Source organism: Actinophytocola algeriensis (genome assembly GCF_014203735.1).
Classification (GTDB): domain Bacteria; phylum Actinomycetota; class Actinomycetes; order Mycobacteriales; family Pseudonocardiaceae; genus Actinophytocola; species Actinophytocola algeriensis.
Genome location: NZ_JACHJQ010000008.1, coordinates 1 through 17,249, shown reverse-complemented (window position 1 = coordinate 17,249; position 17,249 = coordinate 1). Strand labels below are relative to the sequence as shown.

At 69.7% G+C, this 17,249-nt stretch carries 14 protein-coding genes and 2 pseudogenes; 15 read left to right on the top strand and 1 reads right to left on the bottom strand.

Annotation, left to right across the window (positions count from 1 at the left end; genetic code table 11):
• The first annotated feature begins 192 nt into the window (after positions 1-192).
• From FHR82_RS33895 to FHR82_RS33835, 13 genes and pseudogenes are all read left to right on the top strand, one after another.
• A complete protein-coding gene (locus FHR82_RS33895; RefSeq protein ID WP_184814715.1) occupies positions 193-936 on the top strand; it encodes a class II aldolase/adducin family protein in 744 nt (247 codons plus the stop codon).
• Positions 937-966: 30 nt separating this feature from the next.
• A complete protein-coding gene (locus FHR82_RS33890) occupies positions 967-2,175 on the top strand; it encodes a nitroreductase family protein (protein ID WP_184814714.1) in 1,209 nt (402 codons plus the stop codon).
• Positions 2,168-3,430 carry a condensation domain-containing protein gene (locus FHR82_RS33885; protein WP_184814713.1) on the top strand — a complete coding sequence of 421 codons (1,263 nt, stop codon included), beginning with the start codon at positions 2,168-2,170 and terminating at the stop codon, positions 3,428-3,430. The genes FHR82_RS33890 and FHR82_RS33885 overlap by 8 nt, the downstream gene beginning before the upstream one ends.
• Complete coding sequence (locus FHR82_RS33880) at positions 3,427-4,896, top strand: class I adenylate-forming enzyme family protein (RefSeq protein WP_184814712.1); 1,470 nt, start codon at positions 3,427-3,429, stop codon at positions 4,894-4,896. The genes FHR82_RS33885 and FHR82_RS33880 overlap by 4 nt, the downstream gene beginning before the upstream one ends.
• On the top strand, positions 4,889-5,137 hold the full coding sequence (locus tag FHR82_RS33875; protein ID WP_184814711.1) for an acyl carrier protein: 249 nt from the start codon (positions 4,889-4,891) through the stop codon (positions 5,135-5,137). Before FHR82_RS33880 ends, FHR82_RS33875 begins: the two co-directional genes overlap by 8 nt.
• Positions 5,130-5,843 (top strand): dihydrodipicolinate reductase C-terminal domain-containing protein, encoded by a 714-nt coding sequence (locus FHR82_RS33870; RefSeq protein ID WP_184814710.1) that lies wholly within the window; start codon positions 5,130-5,132, stop codon positions 5,841-5,843. Before FHR82_RS33875 ends, FHR82_RS33870 begins: the two co-directional genes overlap by 8 nt.
• A complete protein-coding gene (locus tag FHR82_RS33865; protein WP_184814709.1) occupies positions 5,840-6,973 on the top strand; it encodes an acyl-CoA dehydrogenase family protein in 1,134 nt (377 codons plus the stop codon). The genes FHR82_RS33870 and FHR82_RS33865 overlap by 4 nt, the downstream gene beginning before the upstream one ends.
• The gene (locus FHR82_RS33860; protein WP_184814708.1) at positions 6,974-8,152 is read left to right on the top strand and encodes an LLM class flavin-dependent oxidoreductase; all 1,179 of its coding nucleotides are present in this window, start codon (positions 6,974-6,976) and stop codon (positions 8,150-8,152) included.
• A complete protein-coding gene (locus FHR82_RS33855; RefSeq protein ID WP_184814707.1) occupies positions 8,142-9,374 on the top strand; it encodes an MFS transporter in 1,233 nt (410 codons plus the stop codon). Before FHR82_RS33860 ends, FHR82_RS33855 begins: the two co-directional genes overlap by 11 nt.
• Positions 9,371-10,366 (top strand): glucosyl-3-phosphoglycerate synthase, encoded by a 996-nt coding sequence (locus tag FHR82_RS33850; RefSeq protein WP_221464647.1) that lies wholly within the window; start codon positions 9,371-9,373, stop codon positions 10,364-10,366. Before FHR82_RS33855 ends, FHR82_RS33850 begins: the two co-directional genes overlap by 4 nt.
• Positions 10,363-11,418, top strand: a complete 1,056-nt coding sequence (locus tag FHR82_RS33845; RefSeq protein ID WP_184814706.1) for a glycosyltransferase family 4 protein — start codon at positions 10,363-10,365, stop codon at positions 11,416-11,418. The genes FHR82_RS33850 and FHR82_RS33845 overlap by 4 nt, the downstream gene beginning before the upstream one ends.
• On the top strand, positions 11,415-12,461 hold the full coding sequence (locus FHR82_RS33840) for a type I glyceraldehyde-3-phosphate dehydrogenase (RefSeq protein WP_311771405.1): 1,047 nt from the start codon (positions 11,415-11,417) through the stop codon (positions 12,459-12,461). Before FHR82_RS33845 ends, FHR82_RS33840 begins: the two co-directional genes overlap by 4 nt.
• 545 nt (positions 12,462-13,006) lie before the next feature.
• A pseudogene (locus FHR82_RS33835) lies at positions 13,007-14,299 on the top strand (IS256 family transposase).
• Here the strand turns inward: FHR82_RS33835 and FHR82_RS47715 are convergent.
• Complete coding sequence (locus FHR82_RS47715) at positions 14,273-14,668, bottom strand: hypothetical protein (protein WP_184814704.1); 396 nt, start codon at positions 14,666-14,668, stop codon at positions 14,273-14,275. The pseudogene FHR82_RS33835 and the gene FHR82_RS47715 sit on opposite strands and share 27 nt — an antisense overlap.
• A gap of 535 nt (positions 14,669-15,203) precedes the next feature.
• Between FHR82_RS47715 and FHR82_RS33825 the strand changes: the two genes are divergently transcribed.
• Together FHR82_RS33825 and FHR82_RS33820 are read left to right on the top strand one after the other, a co-directional pair.
• Complete coding sequence (locus FHR82_RS33825; RefSeq protein ID WP_184814703.1) at positions 15,204-16,163, top strand: aldo/keto reductase family protein; 960 nt, start codon at positions 15,204-15,206, stop codon at positions 16,161-16,163.
• A gap of 386 nt (positions 16,164-16,549) precedes the next feature.
• Positions 16,550-17,055, top strand: a pseudogene (locus tag FHR82_RS33820) (transposase family protein); the annotation flags it as partial.
• Between the last annotated feature and the right edge of the window lie 194 nt (positions 17,056-17,249).

The following is a 17,249-nucleotide window of genomic DNA, read 5'->3' as shown; positions in this document are numbered from 1 at the left end:
CGTCCGGCCAACCAACCGCACGCGGATCCTCTTGTCCAGGAAGAACTCCCGGCGATCTCGCGCCCGCCCAGATCTCGCCCAGGCAGCCCGGATCGCCTGGGCGGAATCTGGGCGCCGCCGCTGTCAGGATGTGCCATCGAGCCGGGTCTCCCCCGCTCACGGGGAAACGAACCACGACGAGGACCCACACATATGACTGCGCACGCCGACGCCGCGGTGAGCGACCAAGCCGTCGACCCGCTCGCCACGCAGGCGGCCATCGGCGCCAGAGCCCTTTCGCTCGGCGGGCACGACGACTTCAACCAAGGCCAGATCTCGTGCCGGCGCCCCGGCGCGCCGACCTTCCTGATCAAGGGGGCGCTGGTCGGTTTCGACGAGGCGACACCGCACGACTTCGTCTCGGCGTCGGCGGACCCCGTCGCCGAGCAGGATCGGCTGGCGCCGCCCGAGACCCCGCTGCACCAGGCGATCTACGAGGCGCGGGCCGACGTCAACGCGATCGTGCACAGCCACGCCCCGGCAGGTCTCGTCTTCGGCGCGCTGGACGCGGAGCTGGCAGCACTGAGCCACGAAGGCGCACTCCTGCGCGCCGAGGTGCGCCGGTTCGGTCTCACCAGCAACACGGTCCTGGACATCGGCGTCGCCCGGCAGATCGCATCGTGCCTGGACACGGGCGTGGCTGTGCTGCTGGTCAACCACGGCAGCGTCGTCGTCGGCAAGAGCGTCCGGCATGCCGTGGTGTTCGCGCTCATGCTCGAGCGCGCGTGCCGGTTGCAGCTGGACGCGCTGGCGACCCGACGGGAGTTCGGCACGTCCTCCGACGAGGACGTGGCCGCCAAGCGCGCGTTCATCTTCGCGGACCTGTCTGTGCGGTCGTACTGGGACCACACCCGGCGACGTGTGCGGCGGACGTTCCCCGAGTCCGCCGGCTGGTGAGCAGGGAACCACGAGGAGGGAGCTCCGCAGTTGTCGCGCACGACGTCCGTGACCGCCACCGAACCGATCCGGTGGGTCGAGGCCAGACAGCCGCCGACGTACCGCCCGGTCCGGCCCGAGCCGCTGCCCGCGGGGTTGGCCACGGTGGTCGCCCGGCTGGAGTACGCGGTCGGCCACCGTGCGGGCTCGACCAAGCGGGCCGCGCCGTCGGCCGGTGGCTGCTACCCGTACGAGCTGTTCGTCAGCCCGGCATCGGCGACCGAACCCGTCGTCGGCCACGTGGATCTGCACCAGCGGTGGGTGACCGTTCCCAGTGGTGACCAGGCAGGCTGGGCCGGCGACCGGTTCCGCTACTACCTCGTCGGTCGGCCGTGGTTCTCCGTGCGCAAGTACGGCCGCCGCGGATTTCTGTACCACCTCGTGGACGCCGGCCACGCCATGCTGAACCTGTCGCTGACGTCCGGCACACCGGATCCGGACCGGCCGGCGGACGCCATCGCCGGCCGGCTGGCCCGCCGCGGCGGTGCGCTGCTCGGCTTCGGCGTCCTCGACGCGGACGACTCCGGCCGGACCGCCGACGGCTGGGTGTTGCGCCAGGCCACCGGGCCCGAGCCCCAGAACCCGCTCAACGACATCGAGGAGATCACCAGAGGCCTGCTTCCGGATCCGCCGGAGCCGCTGCGGCTGGCCCTGCCGCCCAGCCCGGCCCGCACGCGGCTCGCCGACGCGATCCCCACCCGCCACTCGGCCGCCGCGTTCCACGGCGCCGTGGCGGCAGGCGAACTCGCCGAGTTCGTCGCCCGCTTCGTGGAGCTGTGCGACCGGATCGTCCCCGAGCTCGGCGTACCGATCCCCGGGTTCCAGGTCTTCTCCCGCCATCCCGGTGTCGGACGACCGCTGCCGGAGAAGAGCTGGCTGACCGGCGCACTGCTCGGCCAATCGCACCTGACTGGCGCCAGCGCGTTCGTCGTCGTACACGCCAGGGTCGAGGACGCGCCGACCGAGGCGTTGTCCGTCGGCACGCAACGGCTGATCACGGCGAGCGGGCTGGTGGGCGAGATCATCTATCTGGCGGCGAGCCAGGCCGGGCTCGGCGTCACCGGTATCGGCGGGTTCGACCCACGGCTGTGGGCCACGGCGTGCGCGACGACCGAGGACATCATCTACGTCCTGGCGATCGGCCGGGAGGCCGACGGCGAGAAGTTCGACGTGACCAACCCGAACGGCAGCCATGGTTGAGGCGCTCGATCGGGCCGGGGACTTCCCCTGCACGTGGGACCAGAACGAGACGCTGTCGAGCGCTCACCACGGGATCAAGAAGCCGGACCCGGTGGTCAAGTCCTGGTTCGTCGGCGAACGAGCCACGGTGACCGCCCTCCGGGACGCGTGGTGGGCCGTCGTGGCCAGACATCCCGCGCTGCGGGTGTGCTACCGCCAGGACCAGCCCGGCTACTGGACCCAGCGCATCCTGCCGGTCGAGGCGGTCGAAGCGTGGTTCACGGTCCTCGACGACCCGGACGACGGCGAGGTCGCGCGCCTGCGCGCCCGCGTGGGGCCGCACACCGGGCAGCTGTTCGCCGTCATCGTCGCGTGTGGACGAACCGGTCGCACGCTGCACCTGGCGCTCGACCACATCTGCGCGGACGGGTGGTCGCTGGCGGTCATCATCGACGAGCTGAGCGACCTGCTCGCCGGTCGGCACGTGGACACGGACGTCGTGGACATGGAGTTCTTCCGGCACTGTCTGGACAACGCGCCGTCGGCCGAGGAGAAGGATCGACTCGCCGAGTCCTGGGCGGCTGCCCCGCCCGGCACCTTCCCGCCCTATCAGGTGCCACCGCTGCGGCTGCCGGACACGACCGGCGGCTACGCGGTCGAGTCGTCGCGCGCCGTCCTGCCCTGGACCTCTTTCGCCTTCGACGGACGGGCCGCCGCGGCGGGTGTCGGCCCGGCGCTGCTGACGAGGTGGCTGGCGGAGGTGCACGGCGCCGAGCCGGGCGAGTTCCCCATGGTGGTCGGCGTCTCCGGCCGCCGGTCGCGGGAACAGCAGCGGTCGGTCGGGATGTACTTCGCCTGGCACATGCTGTCGGTTCCGGTCGACGACTCCTCGCTCGCGACGAGGGCACGGCGGACACACGGCCGCCTGCTGACGCTGCTCCGGCGCCCACCACCGCCGTTCGCGCTGGACTCGGCGATCCGGGTGCCCGAACTGGCGGGCGCGAGGAACTGGCCGTACGAGATGTCGCCGAGGTTCCTCTACGCCAACCACCTGACCCCCATGCCGCCGCTGCTGGTGGGCGGCGCTCCCGCCGAGATCGTCCCGGCCGGTGACGACGTGGTCCGCGGGTTCGGTCTGGCTCGTGTCGTCTCGCGATCCCGGCCGGACGGGCTCGAGCTGGAGTTCGTCGCCAGGAGCGATCTGCTCGGGACCGGCGTGACCGACCGCCTCGCCCGGCACGCCGCCGGCACGGTTTCCTCAGGGATGGCACCGTGATCCTCCACGACGCGCTGACGCGCGGCCTGACCGATCACCCCGATTCCCTGGTCGGCAACCTCGGCACGACCCTCACCTACCGCCAGGTGCTGGCGGCGGCCGAGGTCAGGAGCGAGGCGCTGCTCGACACGCTGCCCGGTGACACGGACGGGCCGCCGCGGGTCGCGATCAGCCGCAGGAACTCGCCGGCCTACGTGTCCGACCTGCTCGCCGTTCTCGCGGTTGGCGGTGTGCCGATCCTGCTCGATCCCCTGCTCGGCGCCGCGGAGCTGGCCGAGCTGTTCACCAGCTGTGACGTCGACGCGGCGCTGCACGACTCGGCCACCGCGCTGTCGGTCGAGCACGGCACCGTCACCGACTGCGCGGGCTCCGCCGTATGGCGTCCCGAGCATCGCGGTCGCCGTCGCCCACCGTTGCATCCGGACACCGAGATCTGCCGCCTCAGCTCCGGTTCGACGAGGTCTCCGGCGTGCATCGAGTTCTCCGGGGCCGCGGTGCTCGCGGCGAGCAGGGCGTGGCTGGCGGCGAGCACGTTGGGACCTGCGGATCGGGTGCTGTGCTTCGCCGGGCTCTACAACGGTCTGGCGTTCAACACCTCGCTCGTCCCCGGGCTCCTCGCCGGCGCCGACGTGTTCGTTCCGTCCGGTCTGCCGAGTCCCGGCAACGTCGCCCGGCACCTGGTCGCGCTCGACCCCACCGTGCTCGTCGCGTTTCCCGCCGCATACGACGCGATAGCGGCCAGCAGCAACGACGTGGCCGCGCCAGTGTCGTTGCGGCTCGCGCTGTCCTCCGCCGCCCGGCTGGACCCGGCCACCAGTACGGCGCTGGCCCGCCGGTCGATCCACATCGCCGACTACTACGGGATCGCCGAGACCGGCCCGCTGACGTTCAACGCCGATCCCGCTCCCGGTGGCGGGCAGGGCTATCCGCTGCCGGGCGTGACGCTGCGGACCGGAGAGCGGGAGGACGGCGTCGGGGTACTGCTCGCACGCAGTGCGTCCATGGGGACCAGATACCTCAACTACCCCGGGGAGTTCGAGGCGCGTGTGGACGGGGCGGGGTTCTACCGGACGAGCGACCGGGGCTCCCTGGACGATGACGGCCGCCTCCGCCTCGCCGGCCGGGTCGACAACTCGCTCGACGTCGGCGGCCGGAAGTTCGCCGCGGACGAGGTCGTCGACGTACTGAACGCACACAGCGAGGTCACGGACAGTGCGGTCGCGCTCGTGTCCGGAAGAGACCGTCCGGTGCTCGGCGCGGTCGTGGTGCGCAGCGGTCCGGTCGACGCGACTGATCTCCGGCGGTTCTGCCTGACGAGGACCGCTCCCTACAAGGTTCCCGAGCGAATCGTGTTCGTCGACGAGCTCCCGCGCAGCGGCGCGGGCAAGGTCCAGCTCGGCAAGGTCAAGGCCATCCTCTCCGCCGGTGTGCGCGGAGGAACGAAGGGGGAAGAGCTCGATGTCTGATGTGGACACGGAGATCGCGGAGCTGATCGCGGAGACCTCCGGCGGCGCCGTCGGCAAGGACCTGGCCCTCGACGAGCAGTCGAACCTGCTGGAGAAGGGTTTCTCGTCGTTGTCGTTCCTGCAACTGATCGATGCGCTGGAGACGAGGTACGGCGTCTACATCGACCTCGAGGAGGACACCACCTTCCTCGGCCGGGTCAGCGGGATCGTACGGTTCCTCAAGGACCAGAACGTTGTCTGAGGCCAGGTTCACCCTCGGTGTCGTCGGTTCGACCGGACGGCTGGGGACCGCGATCATGGCCGAGTGCCGCCACCGGAACGTCCCGGTCGGTGTCACCGCGTCCCGGGCCGGCTGGCGGCTCGACGAGCCGGCGAACGTTCTGGTCGACGCGAGCTCGGCGGGTGCGCTCGCCGACACGGTGGACCACTGCCAACGACACCAGGCAGCCCTCGTCTACGCGGTGTCGACGATCTCCCCGGCAGCGCACGACCGGCTGTGGCGACTCAGCGAGCTGGTGCCGGTTCTGCTGGCCGACAATCTCTCGTTCGGCCACTGGCTCCAGACGGCGCTGGTCCGCACGATCGCGACGCTGACCGCTCCGTTCGAGAACCAGCCGCGCATGTCGGTGTTCGAACGGCACCCGGTGACCAAGGCCGACCGGCCGAGCGCGTCGGCACGATCGCTCGCCGCGGCGTGGGCCGGGGCCAGCCCGCCGAACTGCCATGGCGAGGTCGCCTCGTTCCGGGCGGGCCAGCCGGTGAGCGACCACGTCGTGACGTTCGACCTGCCCGGCGAGTCCGTCTCCGTGCACCACGGGGTGTCCGACCTGCGCGCCGCCGCCATGGGTCTGCTCGTCGCCGCGGCGCACCTGGCCGGCCGCTCCCCCGGTCTCCTCCTCATGGACGAGGTCTACTCGGCAGTCGCCGCCGAGGGGGCACGCCGATGAGCCGGCCCTCCCACGCCGAGATCATGGCCGGCGTCGAGCGGATCGTCCGGGACGCCGCACCGCTGGTGGACGACCACGAGCGGCGCGAGGTCTTCCCCGAGGAGCTGGTGCGCCGAGCGTGCGCCCTCGGGCTGCCGGACCTGGTCGTCGGTGAGCCCACCTGCGCCGAGCCGACCAGCCTGTTCTGCGGTGCGATCGAACGGCTGGCCACGTGCTGGCTCGCCCTCGCCGAGTCCGTTCACCTGCAGACGCTCGCCGCGTGTGGTCTCGCCGAGTTCGGCAGCGAGGACCTGCGGGCCCGCGTGCTGCCGAAACTGGCCACGGGCGACCTGATCGGCGCGAACTGCCTCTCCGAACCCCCCGCCGGATCGGACCTGTCGCTGATCGAGACGGCGGCGACGCGACACGGCGATGCCTACGTGCTCAACGGAGTGAAGTCCTGGGTGGGGCACGCCGGTGTCGCGGGCCTGCTCAACGTGTACGCCCGCACGAGCAACGCCGGGCTCGGCGGCATCACCTGCTTCCTCGTCGACGCCGGCGCCGACGGGGTACAGGTGATGCCGCGCGTGGCGAAGATGGGCGTCCGTGCGCTGCCGACGGCACAGATCCGGTTCACGGACGTCGCGGTGCCCGCCGTACGCGTCGTCGGCCGGGTCAACCGGGGCATGGTGGTCGCGCAGAGCTTCTTCATCCAGGGCCGTCTCGGCATCGCCGCCTGCGCCGTCGGGCTGGCGCAGGCGGCCATGCGGCGCGCGGTGACCTATGCCAGGCAACGCAGGCAGTTCAGCTCGGAGATCATGGGATTCCAGGGGATCTCCTTCCTGCTCGCCGACATGTCGGTCGAGATCGAGGCGGCCCGCCAGTTGCTCCACCGCGCCTGCCGAGAGCGGGACGCCGGCGGCCCGGACACCGAACTGCTTGCGGCACAGGCGAAGTTGTTCGCGACCGACACGGCCATGAAGGTGACGACCAATGCCGTCCAGGTACTCGGCGCGTACGGGTACACCACCGACGAGCCGGTGGAGCGGTGGATGCGCGAGGCGAAGCTGCTGCAGATCATCGAGGGAACCAACCAGATCCAACGTGTCGCCGTCGCGTCGCGCCTCCACAAATTCACGGGAGAGAACTAAATGCGCCTGCCAACACGGTTCGGATGCTTCACCTCACCGCTCCATCTTCCCGGCACGGACCCCTATCTGCTGCTGCGCGAGGACATGGAGCTGGTCGAGCGGCTGGACGGACTCGGGTTCGACGAGTTCTGGGTCGGCGAACACCACTCCGGTGGCTGGGCGTCGTTGAGCAGCCCCGAGTTGTTCATCGCGGCGGTGGCCAGGCACACCCGTCAGATCAGGCTGGCCACCGGGGTGCTCAGCGTCCCGTACCACAATCCGTTCCTGGCCGCGGAACGCGCCGCGATGCTGGACCACCTCACCGACGGGCGGTTCATCCTCGGTGTCGGCTCCGGGGCCTACCAGGCCGACATGCACATGCTCGGCATCGACCCGGCCACCACCCGCACCAGGCTCGCCGAGGCGGTGGAGGTGATCTGCCGGCTCCTGCGCGGCGAGGAGGTCACCGCCACGACCGACTGGTACTCGCTGCACGACGCCCGGTTGCAGCTGCGGCCGTTCCGGGATCCGGTGGAGGTCGTCGTCGCCAGCGCCGCGACACCGTTCGGTATGCGGCTCGCCGGCAGGCTCGGCATCAACGCGATGTCCCACGTCGCGCCGCCGTGGGGCGCGGTGCGCGCGGGCCAGTCCATCGGTGCCGAGCGCCTGCCGAGCCAGTGGGAACACCTTGTGGAAGCCGCGGACCATCCCGTCGACCGGAGCGACTGGCGGTTGGTCGTACCGGTCCACGTGAGCGACTCGGTGGAGCAGGCGAAGGCCGAGTTGCTCGAGGGCTGGCGCCACCAGCGCACCGATCTCTACAACCGGACGCTCGGCGTGCCGATCCCCAGCTCCGAAGTCGCCCAGGACAAGGCGTTCGACTACACGGTCGCGGAGGGAGGGTTGATCATCGGCTCGCCGGAGGACTGCGTCCGCGCGATCACCGAGCTGGCAGGCCGCGTCGGCGGGTTCGGTTGCCTGCTGATCTCCTACCAGGACTGGGCACCGGCCGAAGCCAGGGCACGCAGCCTGGAGCTGTTCGCGCGACAGGTCGCGCCGCGGCTGCGGGGCACGCTCGACGGCATCGACGTCTCGCGGCAGTGGGTGGGCGCCCGGCGAGAGCAGTTCGTCGCGGCGAACGCGAGTGGGCGCGACACCGCGATGCGGCCCGAGCAGGAGACGGCGACCGTTGGCTCCTGAACAGCGGACGGCGGCGCGCACGAGCGTCGGCCGGTCCACGTGGATCCTGACCGTGTGCCAGGCGTTCTACTTCGCCGGCGTGAGCATCGACCTGACGCTCACCGGAATTGTGGGACTCGAGCTGGCCCCGACCCCGGCGATGGCCACGGTCCCGCTGGCCACGATCTCCATCGTCGGCGCGCTGTGCTCGGTCGGTACCGGGCTCGCCGCGGCGCGGATCGGGTACGTGGCCGTCATGATCACCGGCGCCTGCACCGCGATCGTCGGAGCGCTGCTGTCGATGGCGGCCGTGTCGACGAACTCGTTCTGGTTGCTGTGCCTCGGCACCGGGCTCGTCGGCGCGTACCGGTCGACCGGCGGCTACATCAGGTACATGGCCGCGGACCGGGCGTCCGCCGGAGGGCGGGAACGCGCACTCGCCTTCGTGCTGTACGGCGGCCTGGTCTCCGCGTTCGCCGGACCGTTCGTCGCCACCTGGAGCACGGACCTGCTCGGCGACCGGTACGTGGGGCCGTATCTGATGGTCGGCCTGTTCGCGCTGACGAACATCCCGCTGATGCTGCTGTTGCGGGCCGGCCGGGTACGGCCGGAGGAGAAGACCGAACGACAGCCGCCGATCCCGCTGTCCGAGGTCCGCCGAACCCCGGAGTTCATCGTCGGGCTGCTGTCGCTGCTCGCGGCCGGTGCGCTCATGACGATCGTCATGGCGGTCGGACCGCTCGGCGGGCACCACGCCGGGCACACCGAGCACTCCATTGCGGCGACCATCCAGTGGCATCTGGTCGGCATGTTCGCGCCGGCGATCTTCAGCGGCCGGGTGCTGGCCCGGCTCGGACCCGGCCGGACCGGAGCGATCGGTGCCGGGCTCATCGCCGCCGGCGCCGTCAGCGGCGTGCTGGGGACGGAGTTCGTCAACTTCCTGCTCGCCCTGGCGCTCAACGGTGTCGGGTGGAACTTCCTGTACCTCGCCGGCACGACCCTCATCGTCCGCTGCTATCCCCCCGGCCGCGGTGGCCGGGTCCAAGCCGTGGCGGAGGGGGTGGGCGCGGCGACAGGCGTGCTCGCGGCGCTCAGCGCCAGCGTCGTGTTCGTCGTGTTCGGTTGGCACGCGATCAACTGGACAGTCCTCGCGATCGCGGCGGCGCTGGCCGTGACGCTGCTGACGGTCATCCGCCCCACGGAGTCGACGACTCCCGAGCCGGCGAAGGAAGGGCACGGATGACCGCCGTGGAACTCGACGTCGAGCCTCCGGTGCGTCAGGAGATCCTGGCCTGGCTGCGCAGGAGAACCTCGTCCGTACGGGACTGGCCGCTGCCGACGTTGGTGGCGGCGAAGGGAAGCACGCGGATCAGCGTGGTGTTGCCCGCGCTCGACGAACAGGCGACCGTCGGCACGCTGGTCCGGGTGATCCGCGACCAGCTCGTCGACCGGCACGGCCTGGTGGACGAACTCGTGGTGATGGACTCCGGCTCCACCGACGACACCGCCGCCGTCGCGCGGGCGGCCGGGGCCAGGGTGGTTCACCGCGAGGAGGTGCTGCCCGGGTTCGATCCCCTGCCGGGCAAGGGTGAGGTGCTGTGGCGCTCCGTCGCGGCAACCACGGGCGACATCGTCGTGTTCGTCGACAGCGATCTGTACGACTTCGATCCTGCCTTCGTCACCGGGTTGGTCGGGCCGCTGCTGCGGGACCCAAAGGTACAGTTCGTGAAGGCCGCCTACAATCGTCCACTTCGGACCGGCGGATCGACGGAACCACACGGCGGCGGCCGGGTGACGGAGATCCTCGTCCGCCCGTTGATCAACGTGTTCTGGCCGGAGCTGGCCGGGTTCGTGCAGCCGCTCGCCGGCGAGTACGCGGTGCGCCGCTCGGTGCTGGAACGCCTGCCCTTCTCGACGGGTTACGGCGTCGAGCTGGGTCTGCTCGTCGACGCGCTGCGCGCTGTCGGCCTGGACGGGCTGGCCCAGGTCGACCTCGTGGAGCGCAAGCACCGCAACAGCGGCATCGGCCGGCTCGGCCGCATGGCCGGCGAGATCGTCCAGGTCGCGTTGGCGCGGGCGGCGCAGGACGGGCGGTTGACGCTGCACGGTGCACTGCCCGCCGAGTTGGTGCAGTTCGCCAGGGACGGCGAGGTGTTCCTGCCGACGCGGGCGAACGTCGCCGCGGCCGAGCGACCCCCGATGATCACGGTCACGACGAGCGGGGCGACACGATGACGGAACGCGTACTGCTGGTCGCCCGGTCCGCCGGTGGACCGGACGGGGTCTCCGTCGAGGTCGCCAAGTGGGCTGCCGTGTTGCGCGACCACGCGATGGACGTGGTCGTCGTCGCGGCGACCGGCACGCCCGACGTCCGGATCGACCTGCTGGGGCCCCGCCCGGCCGACCCGGGAACACCGCGCCGCTGGGAAGTGCTCCTCGACGGCGCCGACCTGGTCATCGTGCACAACATCCTGACCCTCCCGCTCGACCTGCCCGCGCTGCCGTACCTGGTCGGCACCCTCGCCGGTCGCGCTGTGATCGTTCACCACCACGACATACCGTGGGACCGCCCCAGGCCGGTGCCGCCGGGGTTCCCACCGGACGACGACCGCTGGTGCCACGTCGTCAACAGTCACCGAGCGATGGCCGCCTTCGCCGAACACGGCATCCGTGCCGCCGTGGTGCCGAACCTCTTCGAGCCCGACCCGGTGGCCGGCGACCGGCACGGTGCCCGGCGTCAGCTTGGCCTCGACGACGCGGACCTGCTGGTGTTGCACCCGACGAGAGCGATCCCGCGCAAGGAGGTGCCGACGGCGGTCCGGATCGCCGAGGAGCTCGGCGGTGTGTACTGGTTGGCCGGCCCGGCGGAGGACGGTTACGACGGCCGGCTCCGGCGCGTGCTGGCTTCGGCGTCGACCAGGGTGCGGCATGGGCTCGGCCGGCTCACCATGGCGGAGGCCTACGCGGCCGCCGACGTGATCGTGTACCCGTCCTCCATCGAGGGGTTCGGGAATCCACTCGTCGAGGCCGCGCTGTGGCGGAAACCGTTGATCGGCGGGGACTACCCCGTCGCCGCCGAGTTCGCCGCCCGAGGACTGCGCTGGTTCCGGACGAGTGAGGTGGGAGAGCTACGAGCGTGGCTGGCTCGGCCGGACCACCGGCTCCTCGACCACAACCGGGAGATCGCCGTGCGGAACTTCTCCGTAGGGGCGGTCGCGCCGTTGCTGATGGACGTTGTTCGCGAGGTTGCGGAGAAGACGCGGACACCGAACAGGTTCGTAGTGTGAATGACAACACTTTGGGAGAGAATCGGTTGTCGAATACAGCGATTTACGGTTTCGGTCGAATCGGCCGGTCGGTGCTGCGGGCGAGTCTGTCGAGTGGGCTGATCCGTCCCCAGGTCATCTGCGACATCGTGCCGGTGGAACGCCTGGCCCCGCTGCTCGAAGTCGACACCAACTACGGTCGCTGGCGGCCCGTCGAGGTGAAGGACGACAGCATCGTCGTGGCCGGCGAGCCGATCGCTTACCGGAACTCGAGCGAGTCGGTGCCGGACTGGGGTGAGCTCGGAATCGACCTGGTGGTGGACTGCACCGGTCGCGCGGTCACCCGCGCCGTCGCCGAACAGCACCTCGAGCGGGGCGCGAAACGTGTCCTGGTCAGTGCGCCGAGCAAGTCCCTCGACGACTGTGACGCGGTCCTGCTGCCCGGCATCAACCTCGACTCGTTCGACTCGGACCGGCACCGGATCGTGAGCATGGCCAGCTGCACCACCAACGCGCTGGCACCGGTGGTCAAGGTGCTCCGCGACCTGGCGGGCATCGACGTGGGGCTGTTCTCGACCGTGCACGCCTACACCAACACGCAGTCGCTGACCGACCAACCGATGCGCGACCGCCGCGATTCCTGGTCCGCGGCGGAGAACATCATCCCCTCACCCTCCGGCGCCTCCAAGGCACTCCGCTTCGTCTGGCCCGACCTCAGGATCACCGGAAAGGCCTACCGCGTCCCCGTTCGCACCGGCAGCATCGTCGAGCTCAACATCGTTCCCAGCCGCCCGGTCTCCGTGGCCGAGGTGAACGACGCGTTCCGGGCGGCATCCGAGGGAGGGCCACTGTCCTCGATCCTCGGTGTGCTCGAGGATGAGTGGACGTCAGCGCGCATCATCGGCGAGCAACGCTCCTCCATCGTGGACCTCCCACTGACACAGACACAGGACGGTGAGCTGCTGTCGGTCGCCGCGTGGTACGACAACGAATACGGCTATGCGATGCGGTTGGCCGAGACCGCCAGCGCCCTCGCCGCCAGTGGCCGCACGCCGAGGTCGTGACGTGGCTGAGTGCTCATGCCCTGGCACGGCCGGAGACGTGGGTGGAAGGCGTGCCCGAAACGACACCGATGTTGGAACACCCCGACGCGGTCCCGCAGGACGGTCCGGAAGCCTTCTTGTGACGTGCCTGCAGGCCCACTGGAACGGGCCGTCGTACGCGGTCACGGGTCTGTCGATCGACCGCAACGGAATCGATGAGTCACCAGGGGCCCGCCTACACCTCAGGAGCACGGACTACTTCACATGCCTCGCCACACAGCAACTCGACCGCGAATGCCCGACGGCCACACACTCCGCACGAAATACCTCGACCCCTATCCCCAACCCGACCACCCGACTTCATGTCCGCCAGCTTCGGCACCTACGCCGCTCAGGTCGACCACGCCTATCCCCTGCTCCGCTACCGCGACGGACACCCACTCACCAGCCGACGGTACGACCACCTGTGGAAACGCCTCGGCGAACGACTCCCCTGGGTCGCCGCCCAGGGCATCTCCACTCACTGGCTCCGCCACACCCCTCACATCTCAGATGTCAACCAAACCCTGGGCAGTCCCGAGGCTGGTCTAGACGGTCTGGATGAGCAGCTTGTTGAGCAGCTGGTGAGCCGTGCGAAGGCCGGTGGGTTAAAGCTGACCGGTGAGGGCGGTGTGCTCCAGCAGTTGACCAAACGGCTGCTGGAGTCCGCGCTGGACGGCGAGATCACTGACCACCTCGGTTATGACAACACGACCCGGCTGGCCGTGGGACGGGCAACTCCCGCAACGGGACCTGGGCGAAGACTGTGCTCACCGACATCGGCCCTGTGCGGGTCGACGTGCCCCGCGATCGGGATGCCAGCTTCGAACCCAAGATCGTCGCCAAGCGGCAGAAGCGTCTCACCGGTGTGGACGAGATGGTGATCTCGCTGGCGGCCAAAGGGTTGACGACCGGCGAGATCTCCGCGCACCTGGCTGAGGTCTATGGCGCCGAAGTGTCCCGGCAGACCATCTCCACGATCACCGATAAAGTGGTCGAGAGCATGGCCGAGTGGCAGAACCGACCCCTCGACACGGTGTATTCGGTGATCTTTGTGGACGCGATCCACGTAAAGATCCGCGACGGCCAGGTCGCCAACAGGCCCATCTATGTCGCGCTGGCGGCGACCTGCGAAGGCCGCCGAGACATCCTCGGACTCTGGGCCGGTGATGGTGGCGAGGGCGCCAAGTATTGGCTGCATGTCCTCACCGAGCTCAAGAACCGCGGCGTCGCCGATGTGCTGATGGTGGTCTGCGACGGGCTAGCCGGACTGCCGGACGCGATCACCACCGTCTGGCCGGCCACGATCACCCAGACCTGCATCGTTCACCTGCTCCGCAACAGCTTCCGCTATGCCAGCCGCCAGCACTGAGACGCCATCGCCAAGGCCCTCAAACTCGTCTACACCGCCCCGACCGAAGCCGCCGCGCGTGAGCGCTTCGACGAGTTCGCCGAGGCTTGGGGCACCCGTTACCCGGCTATCGTCCGGCTCTGGAACCAGGCCTGGGCCGAGTTCGTGCCCTTCCTCGCGTTCGACCCCGAGATCCGGCGCGTCATCTGCTCCACCAACGCGATCGAGTCCGTGAACGCCCGCATCCGACGGGCGGTGAAAGCTCGTGGGCACTTCCCCGACGAGCAAGCCGCGCTCAAATGCGTCTACATGGCCGGCCATCATGAGCCTCGACCCCACCGGAGCAGGCCGCAAACGCTGGACCATGCGCTGGAAACCCGCCCTGAACGCGTTCGAGATCACCTTCGACGCCGCCTGGCCGCCGGACGCAAGTAGTCCCCCTTCAACCAGAGTTACACCGCTCGTTTGACACACCCGAGATCCACGCGACCGCGCTGAACTTCTTCTCCGGAATGCGCACCTCGTGGCGGGTGAAGGACTCGGCGGGAGGAGTCAGTCCACGTTCGCTGAACACGTCCCGGTACAGGCTGCCCGACACGGTGAAGACGAAGTCGGCGGCGGTGGTGTTCAGTGTGTCGCGTGCCGGCTGGCAGTCGCAGAGACGCGCGGCTGTCGACCACGCCGCAGCCCGCGGCGCCATTCTCCCACCGACCCGCTGCTGCGTTACCGCGACGGGCGTCCGCTCACAAGCCGCCGCTACGACCACCTCTGGAAATGCCCCGGCGAACGACTTCTGCGGGTCGCCGCACAGGACATCTGCACCCACTGGCTGCGCCACACCACCTCACCTGGGTCGAACGACACTTCGGATACGGAGTCGCCCGCGCCTACGCCGGACACACCGACACAGCGGGCCAGCCCCCACCCATCCGTCGCCTCGACACAGGGCGGCTTGAAGTCGCGGCCGGCGGCGCCTCGCTGGTACCATGGAAGCATGAGAAACCTCCCGGAATCCGGGAGATTGCCCTCGAACAGGTGTTCTAATCCCCCCTCGGACACCACTCATCGCGATATCTCACGACTCTCACTGAGAACGTTGCCGTCTTCGGTGCGCCGTTCGGCTTCACCACTGCCGTCTCTCGCCGGGCACCCGGTCCCACTCGGCGAGGTCGGTTCGCGGCAGCCCGATCGCGAAGTCCTGCGGAGGTGGCTCCGGGGTTCGGGCGCCCCCAGACCGAGCAGCTCCAGCTGCTCCGGCTTGACCTCGGTCGCGGTCGGTCTCATGCTGAACCTCCAGCGCGGTGGCGCAACGGGGGCGGCGCCGAGGATGAGGAGGACGGGAACACAGGGCAGGTGCTCCGTTCCTGAATGCCATGGAATTTCGTCGGCTCGGCCGGAGCGGTCTGACCGTCAGTGCGATCGCGTACGGCAACTGGCACGGCTCCACTGTGGACGACGAGCAGGTGCGGGCCTGCCTGCATGCTGCGCTCGACGCGGGTGTCACGACGTTCGACACCGCTGACGTGTACGCGCACACGCGGGCCGAGGCAACGCTCGGGCGGACACTCGCCGGACAGCGCAGGGAAAGTCTCGAGATCCTCACGAAGCTGTACTGGCCGACCGGGCCCGGCCCCAATGACCAGGGCTTGGGGCGCAAGCACGTGGTCGAGTCGGCGCACGCCTCGCTCGAACGGCTGCGAACCGACTACATCGACGTGTACCAGGCTCACCGGTACGACCAGACCGTGCCGCTCGAGGAGACGATGGTCGCGTTCGCCGACCTGGTCCGTGCGGGCAAGGTGCGCTACCTCGGGGTCTCGGAATGGAATGCCGACCAGATCCGACGCGGCGCCGCGTTGGCGAGGGAGCTCGGGGTTCCGCTGATCTCCAACCAGCCGCAGTACTCGATGTTCTGGCGCGTTGTCGAAGCCGAGGTGATCCCGGCCGCAGAGCGGGAGGGCATGGGCCAGATCGCCTGGGCGCCGCTCGGTCAAGGTCTGCTGACCGGCAAGTACCTACCAGGTCGGCCACTGCCGACCGGCTCTCGGGCCGCCGGCGCGGAGGGCAAGGACGTACTGGCCCGGTTCCTGCGGGAGGAAGTCCTCGAACGAGTGCAGCGGCTCAAGCCGATCGCCGCCGATGTCGGGCTTTCCCTTGCGCAGTTGGCCATCGCCTGGGTGCTGCGGAACCCACACGTCGCGGCGGCCATCGTCGGCGCGTCCCGTCCTGAGCAGCTGAGCGAGAACATCGAGGCCGTCGGCGTCAGGCTCGACACCGAAGTGTTGCGCCGGATCGACCAGGTGCTCGACTGGATCGTCGTGTACGACCCGTAACCCGGGTCGTCACGATCACCCTGACCTACGCCGAGGACACCTTCTCCGCCCGCGTGGTGAACACCGGAGCCCGCCCCGGCCCGGCGGGATCGGGAGGGTACGGGCTGATCGGCATGCGCGAACGCGCGCGCGGTCGGCGGCCTGGTCTCCGCGGGCCCCGCCGACCCCGATCAGTACACGGTCTCCCTCACCATCCCCCTGACCAGCTGGCAGGAACACCAGCCACCTCGATGACCTGAACGGATGCCGCGTGCACAACGCCGTACTCGTCAAAGCCCAGTTCACCGGCGACACGGAGTTCGAAGGGGCCGAGTTCGCCGGCGTCGCTCAGCGATGTCTCGTAACCCCGGTGTCGGCGTGCTCAGTCGATAGTTGATCATGTTGTTGTGGTGCGGGTGATCACAGCGTCGAGGCCGGAGTGGATTGCCCCGTTCACCGGGCTGGAACCAGGCCAGTTCCGCAAGCTGGTCCGGGTGGTGGCCCAACGCGGCGGGGATGAGATCGCGGACGGTCGTCCGGGCCGGCAGTGGGCGTTGCCGCTGGCTGACCGCGTCCTGCTGGTCGCGGTGTACTGGCGGACGAACCTGACCATGCGGCAGATCGGAGCACTGTTCGGGGTGTCGCACTCCGCGGCGCATCGGGTGATCGACAAGGTCAGCCGCTGCTGACACTGGCACCAGTGCGTAAACGCCGCGTCGACTCGGTGGCGATCGTGGACGGCACCCTCGTCCCGACCCGCGACCACCGCCTGGCGGCACCGTCGAAGAACTACCGCTACTCCACCAACGTGCAGATCGCGATCGACGCCGACACCCGCCTGGTGATCGCCACCGGCGACCCGCAACCAGGCAACCGCAACGACTGCACCGTCTACCGGGACTCCGGCATCAAAGACCAGATAGAGTCCGCGGCCTACTCGGTTCTGCGGAGGGTTCGCGAGCTGATGGGTCACGTGGCTGTCTCAGAACGCGGGGACAGATTCGCGCGCCGTGGCCGAGGTTGAGAAGAGAGTCCAGACCCTGCGTACGGGAGCGTCGCGACGCGACTGGGCACTGTTCTAGGTGTGATGTCTCACGTGGCCGGTGC

What these genes read in the sequence shown, in the direction of transcription:
- FHR82_RS33895 (WP_184814715.1), top strand. Translation starts at nt 193, where the DNA reads ATGACTGCGCACGCCGACGCCGCGGTGAGCGACCAAGCCGTCGACCCG.
- FHR82_RS33885 (WP_184814713.1), top strand. Translation starts at nt 2,168, where the DNA reads ATGGTTGAGGCGCTCGATCGGGCCGGGGACTTCCCCTGCACGTGGGAC.
- FHR82_RS33875 (WP_184814711.1), top strand. Translation starts at nt 4,889, where the DNA reads ATGTCTGATGTGGACACGGAGATCGCGGAGCTGATCGCGGAGACCTCC.
- FHR82_RS33865 (WP_184814709.1), top strand. Translation starts at nt 5,840, where the DNA reads ATGAGCCGGCCCTCCCACGCCGAGATCATGGCCGGCGTCGAGCGGATC.
- FHR82_RS33860 (WP_184814708.1), top strand. Translation starts at nt 6,974, where the DNA reads ATGCGCCTGCCAACACGGTTCGGATGCTTCACCTCACCGCTCCATCTT.
- FHR82_RS33850 (WP_221464647.1), top strand. Translation starts at nt 9,371, where the DNA reads ATGACCGCCGTGGAACTCGACGTCGAGCCTCCGGTGCGTCAGGAGATC.
- FHR82_RS33845 (WP_184814706.1), top strand. Translation starts at nt 10,363, where the DNA reads ATGACGGAACGCGTACTGCTGGTCGCCCGGTCCGCCGGTGGACCGGAC.
- FHR82_RS33825 (WP_184814703.1), top strand. Translation starts at nt 15,204, where the DNA reads ATGGAATTTCGTCGGCTCGGCCGGAGCGGTCTGACCGTCAGTGCGATC.